We start from the raw sequence: 9,525 nt of genomic DNA on the forward strand, positions 1-9,525 counted from the left end.
GGCCCGGACGGTTCCCCGTCCGGGCCCGCGGCCTCGTCGTTCCGTGCTCCTACCGGGCCGTCAGACCGCCCGGTTGCGGCGCTGGGCGAGCTCGTCCCCGGGGTCGTGCCCCAGCAGCGTCTCGCCGGTGTCCGTCCGCTCGGCGTGCAGCCGCCCGACGGTCAGCTCCAGCTCCTGCCAGACCGCCCCCACCGCGATGCCGAACACGCCCTGACCGCCCTTCAGCAGGTCGACGACCTGCTGGGGCGTGGTGCACTCGTAGACCGTCGCACCGTCGCACATGAGCGTCAGCCCGGCCAGGTCGCCCTGCTCGGCGGCCTGCAGATGGGCGACGGCCACCCGGATGTTCTGCAGCGAGACGCCCGCGTCGAGCAGCCGCTTGACGATCTTGAGGAGCAGGACGTCGCGGAAGCTGTAGAGCCGCTGACTCGTCGCCGGGTACGCCGAACGGACGCTGGGCTCCAGCAGCCCCGTCCGGGCCCAGTAGTCCAGCTGGCGGTAGGTGATGCCGGCGGCCGCGCAGGCCGTCGGGCCGCGGTAGCCGATGAGTTCGGAGGTCGGCGCCAGCCGCTCGATGGCCGGCTGGCCGGGCTGCACGGCCGGGAACCGGCCCACCCTGGGCAGGTCCGTCACGGTGCGAGCGGTGCGCGGCACGTGCACGGCGCACAGGCCTCCCACGGCCGCGTCATCGCCGGTGCTGCTCATGCCTACCTCCGTCCACTCGTGTTGCGGGCAACCCAGACTGCGGGCGTCGGTCACCCGGGCAGCCACTCCTGACGGTAGGCAGTCCCCTATGACCCGTCAACGATCGCCACGCCGAGCCGGACAAACCGCGTCACTCAGGAGAGTGGTTTTTCGTGCCCCTAGTGTGGGTAGGTGGACGGTTTTTGGCAAAACGACAGCACGGCCCGTACGCCGGCCGGTCCGCGCTACTGCGGACCACTGCCCCCGAAGTCCTCGGGCGACACCTGATCGAGGAACTCGCGGAACTTCTCGACCTCGTCCTCCTGCTCGTCCGGGATCGCGATGCCCGCCTCCGCGAGCACCTCCTCGCTCCCGAAGATCGGCGTGCCGGTCCGCAGCGCGAGCGCTATCGCGTCGGACGGCCGGGCGCTCACCTCGACCCCGCCGGCGAAGACCAGCTCCGCGTAGAAGACGCCCTCGCGCAGATCGGTGATCCGGACCTCGGTGAGCTGCTGGCCGAGCGCCTCCAGGACGTCCTTGAAGAGGTCGTGCGTCAACGGGCGCACCGGGGTCATCCCCTGCTGCGCGAAGGCGATCGCGGTCGCCTCACCGGGGCCGATCCAGATCGGCAGGTACCGGTCGCCCCCGACCTCCCGCAGCAGCACGATCGGCTGGTTGGAAGGCATCTCCACCCGGACACCCACGACGTCGAGCTCATTCACACAGGCAACCCTATGGCTCTGGCCCCGGATATGAAAGCGCAGACCCGACGCCGCTGGTCAGCGGGGTGGGGCCGTCACGGGCGGGTCCGCAGACCGGCCTGGACCATCGCCGCGTGCAGCCGCACCGCCAGCGTCGCGAGCTCCCGCGCGGTGGCCTCCGCATGGGCCCTGGTCTGCGGGTTGCGGTGCCGGCGCAGCGGCGCCACCACCTGCTCGACGAGGGCGACCTCCCGGTCGGCGGCGGCCTTCATGGCCCGCAGGTGCCGCGGTTCGAGCCCGTACCGGCCGAGCTCCGCGACCAGCCGGGCCACCTGCAGCGCGTCGCCGTCGTACCCGCCGTCCGGCCCGGAGGCGACCAGCCCGTAGGACTCCCACTCGACCAGGTCGCCGTCGCCCGCCCCGGCGGCGGCCAGCAGTTCGGCCCTCCCCAGCCGGACCCCGGACGAGGCCTCGGCGGCGGCGACCAGTTCCCGGTCCGCCTCCTCCATCGGCCCGGGCCGGGCGTCGGCGGGCGGCAGCGCGGGCGGCGCCTCCCCCCGCTCCATCGCGTCCAGGTGCTCGCGGATCACCCGCAGCGGCAGGTAGTGGTCGCGCTGCATCCGCAGCACGTAGGCCAGCCGCTCGACGTCGGCCGGGCTGAACTTGCGGTACCCCGAGGGCGTGCGCTGCGGCTCGACCAGGCCCTCCGCCTCCAGGAACCTGATCTTGGAGATGGTGACCTCGGGGAACTCGTCGCGCAGGTGGGCCAGCACCGCGCCGATGCTCAGCAGCTCGTCGCCGCGGCGCCGCGCGCCCGCACGCTCCGGCCGGAGCGGCTGCCTGGGGCCCGCGACCACCCCGCGCCCGTCCCGGTCCGTCTGCGGACCGGAGGGCGCGGGCGTGACCGCCCCGAGAGATGAATCGGAGGTATTCGTACTCACTCGGGCTCCTGCCGACGTTGGGTTCAGTACCCCCGGTTGTGACCGGCGAAGAAGACCAGCCGGTACTTCCCGATCTGCACCTCGTCGCCGTTGTTCAGCGGCACCTCGTCGATCCGCTCCCGGTTGACGTAGGTGCCGTTGAGGCTGCCCACGTCCGCGACGCTGAAGCCGGCCGGCGTGCGGCGGAACTCCACGTGCCGCCGCGAGACCGTCACGTCGTCCAGGAAGATGTCGCCCTGCGGGTGGCGGCCCGCGGTGGTGACGTCGGAGTCCAGCAGGAACCGGCTGCCCGAGTTCGGGCCGCGCTGCACGATCAGCAGCGCCGAGCCCGGCGGCAGCGCGTCGATCGCCGCCAGCACCTCGGCCGACAGGGCCGGCGTGGTGCCGGTGCCGGTCGTGGTGTTCGGGTCGTAGGACTCCAGGCCGGAGATCGAGATGGTCGACGTGGTCTCCGCCGGCCCCTCGGGCAGCGCGCCACCGCGCAGCGCCGTGCCGCAGTTGGAACAGAACCGGGCCGCGGCCGGGTTCTGGTTGCCGCACCGCGGGCACGGAGTGGGGCCAGCCATGTTCACAGCCTCCTGGCGCGGCACACCCGACGGGTTGTGCCCGGCGTACGGGTCCGGGGCAAACCCTCCACCAGAGGTTGAGGGTCCTGACGCGAAACCTATGCGCGGGTCGCCGGAGGGGTCAACCGACGCGCCGTAGCCCGCCGGATTCCCCGCGTACTGGGCGCCGCCGTCGCGGTACAGCTGCCGCTCCGCGTACTCCGCCGCCTCGGGGGCGGGACGCATGCCGGGCACGGCCGGCTCGTCGTCGGACCGGCGGTGACGCGCGGTCGGCGCCTCGACGGCCGCGTCGCGGCCCTTGTTACGACCGAACAACTTAGAGAAGAAACTCACGGGCGAATCCCCTTGCGTGTGACAGACCCGCCCGCGGGGCAGGGTGAGAACCTCGGACAGGCTGCGGGCCCGGTCGCGGATCGAGCCGGCTGGAGTGGTACTCCGACGGTTGGTGCGGCGGTTCTTGCTCCGTTGCGTGCTGGTATGAACCAGTCTCGCCCACGCCACGACGGCGCCCCGCACCGGGTGCCGCCCGCACGTGACGGGCCGTTCGCCAGGCGCCCCGTCACTTCGAAGCCGGCTTGGCGTACTGCGGCGTCCTCAAGTCGACGATCGCGTCGACGACGACCTTCTGCGGAGTGGTGATCGTCGCCCGTGCCTGGTGGCTCTCCAGCGTGCGGACGACACCTCCCGGGATGTTCAGCGCGGGCGTCAGGTCCTGCGGGTTCCCCACGACCGTGAAGCGGTACGGCTGCGAGACCTTCTTGCCGTCGATCTGCACACCGCCGCCCGTCACGTCCGTGAAGTTGGTGTTGACCACCACGCGAACATCGTTGATCTGAATCGCCTCCGCCCCCGCCGCCCGGAGTTCCTGCAGGGTGTCCAGCAGCATATCTGCCTTCACCTGCCCTTGGGGATCATCGACAGTGAGTACGATGCCCGGACCTGTGGCTTTGACGGTGCCGGCGAGCACGCCGAGCTCCGTCTCCTTCTTCCTGGTCTGCTCCTGGGCCTCCTTGGCCTGGTTGGAGCTGTTCTCCAACTTGCCCAAGGACTGTTCAAGCTCCGCCTTCTCCTGCTGGAGACGCTGCTGACGGCTGTCCAGTTCGTCGAGGATCCGAACCAGGTCCTCCTGACGGGCGCCGCGCAGCTGGTTGTGGTGGTCGTTCGTCGAGCGCACCTGGATCGCCAGCGCCAGGCCGAGCGAGAAGAGCAGCAGCGCCACCACGAGCTGCCCGCGGGACAGCCGCGGCGGCCACATCGCGGCCTTCAGGCGCCGCCGCCCGGCGCTCCGGTCGGTCGCCTCGGCAACGGGCCCGGCCGCTGCCGGCTCCGACTCGGACTCCGGCTCCGGCTCCAGCTCGGCCGCGGACTCGACCGAAGCCTTCGCGGCCGCTTCCGCGACGGGCTCGGGAGCCCGCTCCGGTTCCTGCTTCGCCTCGGGCTCCGACGCCTCCTCGACAGGCGCCTCCTCGACAGGTGCCTCCTCGACGGGCGCCGCCTCACGCTCGACCTCGGACGGCTCGGCGACGGCCGCCCCGGCCTCCTGCGCGACCGGCTCCTGCGCGACGGCCTTCTCCTCGGCCTGCTTCTTCTCGGCCGGCTTCATGTCGGCCGCCTTCTCCTCGGCGGCCGCCGCGACACCAGCGACGCGCTCCTCGTTCTCTTCCGCCGCCGGGCCGCGGCCCGGCTCAGGCACGGAAGACATGACGCCGGATCGCCGCCGCGTTGGAGAAGATGCGGATGCCGAGGACGACGACCACACCCGTGGACAGCTGCGAGCCGACGCCCAGCTGGTCGCCGAGAAAGACGATCAGCGCCGCGACGACCACGTTCGACAGGAACGACACGATGAACACCTTGTCGTCGAAGATCCCGTCCAGCATCGCCCGCACACCGCCGAACACCGCGTCGAGCGCCGCCACCACCGCGATCGGCAGGTACGGCACGACGGCGTCCGGCACCTCGGGCTGGACGAAGAGCCCGACGACCACCCCGATCACGAGACCCAGTACGGCAATCACGGTCTAGCTGCTCCTGTCGCTGTCGTGGTCTTCGTGGTCCCGCCCGTCGGGCGCCGTTTCGAGCTCGGATTCGCACCGGCGGCGGACGGTGAAACGGACGCGCTCGGGCTCTCGGAGGTTCCGCCCGTGGCCGACGGAGTCGGGCTCGGGCTCGGCGCGGCCGACGGCGTCGCCGTCGGCGAGGGTTCGGGGGTCACCGGCTGCGCCGTCCGCAGCGTCACGCCCACCGCCGCCGGCAGCGTCATGCTCTTCTGCGTCGAGAGCGTCGACTTGATCCCGTACTTCTCCTGGAGCAGCCGCAGGTACTCCCCGGCCATGTCCTTCTCGAAGGCGCCGAGGAGCTTCGGCCCGTCCCCGATCGCCTGAACGGTGTACGGCGGCACCAGCGGCCGGTTGTCCACCAGCACGGCCTCGCCCGCGGCCCGGATCGCCGACAGCGCCGTCAGCCGCTGCCCGTTGATCGAGACGGCCTCCGCGCCGTTCCCCCAGAGCCCGTTCACGACGAGCTGGAGGTCGCGGTCCCGCAGCCTGCCGCTGTTGGAGAAGCCCTGCCCGGCCCGCGGGTCCACATTGCCCCCGCTGCCCGTCCCGGCGGCGTCCTCCAGCACGAGCTTCATGCCCGGCCCGGTGACCTCGCCCAGCCCGACGAGGCCGGTCAGCGAGTCCGCGCCGTCGTCGCCCGCGGGGAGCGCCTGGCGCTGCGCGCTGTCCACCTTCTGCCGGAGGTCCTGGACCTGCTGCTGGAGGTGGTCGGCGGCGGTGTTGCTGTCGTTGACCCGGTGGATCAGCGCGTCCCGCTCCTTGGCGAGCGTCGGCTCCGCCTCGTGCGCGTTCACCGCGCCGATCGTCAGCACCGTCCCCACCAGCGCCAGCCCCGCGCCCAGCGTGACCAGCCCCCGGAGCGTCACGGGTATCCGGCTGTCGCGGTCACCGCCCCGCGCCGCGGCCGCTTCCGCGTAGCCCTCGTCGAGGCTGTGGTCCATCACGCTGGTCAGCAGGGACATCGAGGCGTCCGGACGGTTGTACCGCCCGTTGCTGGCACTCGGCGTCGCTGGCATGCGGACCATCGTCCCATGTCGGCGAAGGCCCTCGTGCACAGCCCCTGACCTGCGCACACGACATAGAGGAGCGGACCACCCCAAACGTCGCGAAACGGACAGCGGGGGCGTGCGAACCATCCGCACGCCCCCGCTGTGGCATCGCCTAACGCCCGGCGCCGTCGACCACCGCCGCCCACTCGTCGAGCAGCGCCTCGGTGGCCTCGTCGTTCGGGCCCTCCGCCCACAAGTGGGTGACGGCCTCCGCCGGGTCCGGCAGCACCAGCGTCCAACGCCCGTCCGCCTCGACCACGCGCACGCCGTCCGTCGTGTCCAGCCGCCGGCTGCCCGCGGCCTCGACGACCGAGCGCATCACCATGCCCTTGGCCGCCCACGGGGTCGCGATGTCCCGCCGCCGGATGTGCGCCTGCGGGATCCGCGCGTCGATCTGGCTCAGGGTGAGCTGCGTGCGCGCCACCAGCCCGACCAGCCGGACGAACGCCGCGGCACCGTCCAGCACGCCGCTGAACTCCGGCACGACGAACCCGCCGCGCCCGTCCCCGCCGAACACCGTGCCCTCGGCCGACGCCGCCTTCGCGAGGTCGTCCGGCGTCGTCGTGGTCCAGATGACCTGGGTGCCGTGGTACGCGGCCACCTGCTCCGCGATCCGGGTCGTCGTCACGGGCAGCGCCACCTGCCCGCTGCGCCGCTCGGCGGCGACCAGGTCCAGCAGCACCAGCAGCGCCCGGTCGTCGTCGATCACGCGCCCCAGCTCGTCGACGAACGCGACGCGCTCGCCGACCGGGTCGAAGCGGACCCCGAACGCCGCCCGGGACGACGCCACCAGCTCGCCGAGCCTGGCCAGCCCGGCCCGCCGCGTCTCCGCGTCCTCCGTCGGCCGCGCCTCGTCGAGCCCGCCGGAGACGGTGAGGGCCTCGACCCCGAGCCGGCCGAGGATGCTCGGCAGGACGAGCCCCGCACTGCCGTGCGCGGTGTCCACGACCACCTTCAGCCCGGCCTCGCGGACCCCCGTCGTGTCGACGGCCCGCAGCAGGTTGCCCGCGTAGGAGTCGAAGACACTGGACGGGAAGGTCAGGTCCCCGATCTCACCGGGGAACGCCCGCCGGAACTCCTGGCGCGCGTAGACGCGGTCCAGCTTGCGCTGTCCGGCCTGGGAGAGGTCGGCCCCGCGCTCGTCGAAGAAGAGGATGTCCAGCGAGTCCGGCACCCCGGGCGTGGTCCGCAGGAAGATCCCGCCCGCGCTCCCGCGCGCCGTGTGCTGCCGGGCGACCGGCATGGGCACGTTCTCCAGGTCGCGGACGTCGATCGCGGACGTCTGGAGCGCCGAGATCATCGCCCGTTTGAGCGCACGCGCACCACGCGAGTGGTCACGCGCAATGGTGACGGTGGCCCCCTTCTTCAGGGTCGTGGCGTAGGCGCCGGCCAGCCGGACGGCGAGCTCCGGGGTGATCTCGACGTTGAGGATCCCCGACACACCGCGCACGCCGAACAGGTGCTCCTGCCCGCGGGACTCCCAGATGACCGAGGTGTTGACGACGGCGCCGGCCTCGATCGTCTTGAACGGATAGACCCGGACGTTGGCCCCGATGATCGACTCCTCGCCGATCAGGCACTCGTCCCCGATCACCGAGCCGTCCTCGATCCGCGCGGCCCGCATCACGTCCGTGTTCTTGCCGACCACACAGCCGCGGAGGTTGCTCTGCGGCCCGATGTAGACGTTGTCGTGGACGACGGCGCGGTGCAGGAAGGCGCCCCGTTTCACGACCACGTTGCTGCCGAGCACGGTGTGCTCGCGGATCTCGACGCCGGCCTCGACCTTGGCGTAGTCCCCGATGTAGAGCGGCCCGCGCAGCACCGCCTCCGGGTCCACCTCGGCACCCTCGGCCACCCACACGCCCGGCGAGATCTCGAACCCGTCGATCTCGACATCGACCTTGCCCTCCAGGACGTCCGCCTGGGCCTTGCCGTAGCTCTCGTGCGTGCCCACGTCCTCCCAGTAACCCTCGGCGACGTATCCGTAGACCCGCTTGCCCTCCTTCAGCAGCTGTGGGAACACGTCGCTCGACCAGTCCACGGACTCCCCCGCGGCGACGTAGTCGAAGACCTCTGGCTCCATCACGTAGATACCGGTGTTCACCGTGTCCGAGAAGACCTGCCCCCAGGTGGGCTTCTCCAGGAAGCGCTCGACCCGTCCGTCGTCGTCGGTGATCGTGATACCGAACTCCAGCGGATTGGGCACCCTGGTGAGACAGACGGTGACCAGAGCGTCCTTGCTCCGGTGAAAGTCGATCAATTCGGAGAGGTTGAAGTCGGTCAGCGCGTCACCGGAGATCACCAGAAAGGAGTCGTCCTTCAACGCGTCCTCGGCGTTCTTCACACTCCCCGCAGTGCCGAGTGGCGTCTCCTCGTGGGCATAGGTGAGGTGCATGCCCAGTTCCTCACCGTCACCGAAGTAGTTCTTGACCAGTGACGCCAGGAACTGCACGGTGACGACGGTGTCGGAGAGGCCGTGCCGCTTCAGCAGCCGAAGCACGTGCTCCATGATCGGCCTATTGGCCACCGGAAGCAGCGGTTTCGGCATGCTGGAGGTCATCGGGCGGAGTCGGGTGCCTTCGCCCCCTGCCATTACAACGGCTTTCATTACGGGTGCGTCCTCCTTCGCGGTGCTGGACCTGCAGGCCCATCAAACCGTTCCAGAGGGTCATCTACCCGGAAGGCATCGTCCGACGCACCGGGGCGCCGTGGCACTTCTCTCAGATCACGTCTCAGACTGTGGACGCGGAGCCCTTCGCGCTCGCCCGCACGATCTGCCGCGCCTGAACGGCGTAGAGAATACCGGCCCACCAGTACAGCGCCGTCCCCCACCAGATGAAGGCCCAGCTCACCACCTCGGCCGGCCGCGCGATCCAGCTGTCCCCGTTACCGAGGAGGAGGAGCGGAAACGCGTACATCAGATTGAAGGTCGCGGCCTTCCCCAGGAAACTCACCTGGAGCGGCCCGTATCCGTGCCGGTTGAGAATGGGCAGGAGCGCGGCGATAAAGACCTCACGGGCCAGCAGGATGCCCGTCACCCACAGCGGCAGAATCCCACGCCACGTCAAACCGACCAGGGTGGACAGCACATAGAGCCGGTCCGCCAGCGGATCGAGCAACTGCCCCACCCGGCTGACCTGCCCCCACCGCCGGGCGAGCTTTCCGTCCAGGTAGTCACTGACCCCGCTCAGCGCCAGGATGAGCAGCGCCCAGAGGTCGTTGTTCGGCCCGCCGAACTTCGGCCAGAGAATGAGCCAGAGGAAGAGCGGAACACCCACCAGCCGGCCCATGCTCAGCAAGTTGGGGATGGTGAGGACGCGATCGGTCTGGACCCGCGTCTCCTGGACCTCCACCCGGGGGCCTCCTGTACCGTGCGATGACAATGCACAATGACCTTACAACAGAGAAGCCCCCGACCGGTTACCGGCGGGGGCTTCTCTTGAATGATTGTTCGGCGGCGTCCTACTCTCCCACAGGGTCCCCCCTGCAGTACCATCGGCGCTGTGAGGCTTAGCTTCCGGGTT

9 protein-coding genes and 1 rRNA gene are annotated in these 9,525 nt (G+C 70.9%); all 10 read right to left on the reverse strand.

All coding sequences use genetic code 11. The features are described from left to right. Positions 1-60 precede the first annotated feature (60 nt). Positions 61-705: a MerR family transcriptional regulator gene (locus tag ACFVSN_RS44690; protein WP_380448596.1), complete on the reverse strand. Its 645-nt coding sequence runs from the start codon at positions 703-705 to the stop codon at positions 61-63. 224 nt (positions 706-929) lie between these two features. After that, positions 930-1,406 (reverse strand): bifunctional nuclease family protein, encoded by a 477-nt coding sequence (locus ACFVSN_RS44695; RefSeq protein ID WP_329924794.1) that lies wholly within the window; start codon positions 1,404-1,406, stop codon positions 930-932. A gap of 74 nt (positions 1,407-1,480) precedes the next feature. After that, positions 1,481-2,173, reverse strand: a complete 693-nt coding sequence (locus ACFVSN_RS44700) for a MerR family transcriptional regulator (RefSeq protein WP_380448598.1) — start codon at positions 2,171-2,173, stop codon at positions 1,481-1,483. Between the two features lie 176 nt (positions 2,174-2,349). Then, positions 2,350-2,892, reverse strand: a complete 543-nt coding sequence (locus ACFVSN_RS44705) for an FHA domain-containing protein (RefSeq protein WP_380448594.1) — start codon at positions 2,890-2,892, stop codon at positions 2,350-2,352. 559 nt (positions 2,893-3,451) lie between these two features. After that, positions 3,452-4,495 (reverse strand): DUF881 domain-containing protein, encoded by a 1,044-nt coding sequence (locus ACFVSN_RS44710; RefSeq protein ID WP_387959278.1) that lies wholly within the window; start codon positions 4,493-4,495, stop codon positions 3,452-3,454. Positions 4,496-4,577: 82 nt separating this feature from the next. Next, positions 4,578-4,910 (reverse strand): small basic family protein, encoded by a 333-nt coding sequence (locus ACFVSN_RS44715; protein WP_266273207.1) that lies wholly within the window; start codon positions 4,908-4,910, stop codon positions 4,578-4,580. Further along, positions 4,907-5,968 (reverse strand): DUF881 domain-containing protein, encoded by a 1,062-nt coding sequence (locus tag ACFVSN_RS44720; protein WP_387603734.1) that lies wholly within the window; start codon positions 5,966-5,968, stop codon positions 4,907-4,909. Before ACFVSN_RS44720 ends, ACFVSN_RS44715 begins: the two co-directional genes overlap by 4 nt. Positions 5,969-6,113: 145 nt before the next feature. Further along, a complete protein-coding gene (locus ACFVSN_RS44725; RefSeq protein WP_380448588.1) occupies positions 6,114-8,609 on the reverse strand; it encodes a sugar phosphate nucleotidyltransferase in 2,496 nt (831 codons plus the stop codon). 124 nt (positions 8,610-8,733) lie between these two features. Beyond that, a complete protein-coding gene (locus ACFVSN_RS44730) occupies positions 8,734-9,354 on the reverse strand; it encodes a CDP-alcohol phosphatidyltransferase family protein (RefSeq protein WP_380448586.1) in 621 nt (206 codons plus the stop codon). 96 nt (positions 9,355-9,450) lie between these two features. Beyond that, positions 9,451-9,525, reverse strand: a 5S ribosomal RNA gene (rrf, locus tag ACFVSN_RS44735); the annotation flags it as partial.

The sequence above is a fragment of the Kitasatospora sp. NPDC057904 genome, from assembly GCF_042887925.1.
Classification (GTDB): domain Bacteria; phylum Actinomycetota; class Actinomycetes; order Streptomycetales; family Streptomycetaceae; genus Kitasatospora.

Excerpts from the sequence above, each read along its gene's own strand:
- ACFVSN_RS44690 (WP_380448596.1), bottom strand. The coding sequence starts at position 705 with ATGAGCAGCACCGGCGATGACGCGGCCGTGGGAGGCCTGTGCGCCGTG.
- ACFVSN_RS44705 (WP_380448594.1), bottom strand. The coding sequence starts at position 2,892 with ATGGCTGGCCCCACTCCGTGCCCGCGGTGCGGCAACCAGAACCCGGCC.
- ACFVSN_RS44710 (WP_387959278.1), bottom strand. The coding sequence starts at position 4,495 with ATGAAGCCGGCCGAGAAGAAGCAGGCCGAGGAGAAGGCCGTCGCGCAG.
- ACFVSN_RS44720 (WP_387603734.1), bottom strand. The coding sequence starts at position 5,968 with ATGCCAGCGACGCCGAGTGCCAGCAACGGGCGGTACAACCGTCCGGAC.
- ACFVSN_RS44725 (WP_380448588.1), bottom strand. The coding sequence starts at position 8,609 with ATGAAAGCCGTTGTAATGGCAGGGGGCGAAGGCACCCGACTCCGCCCG.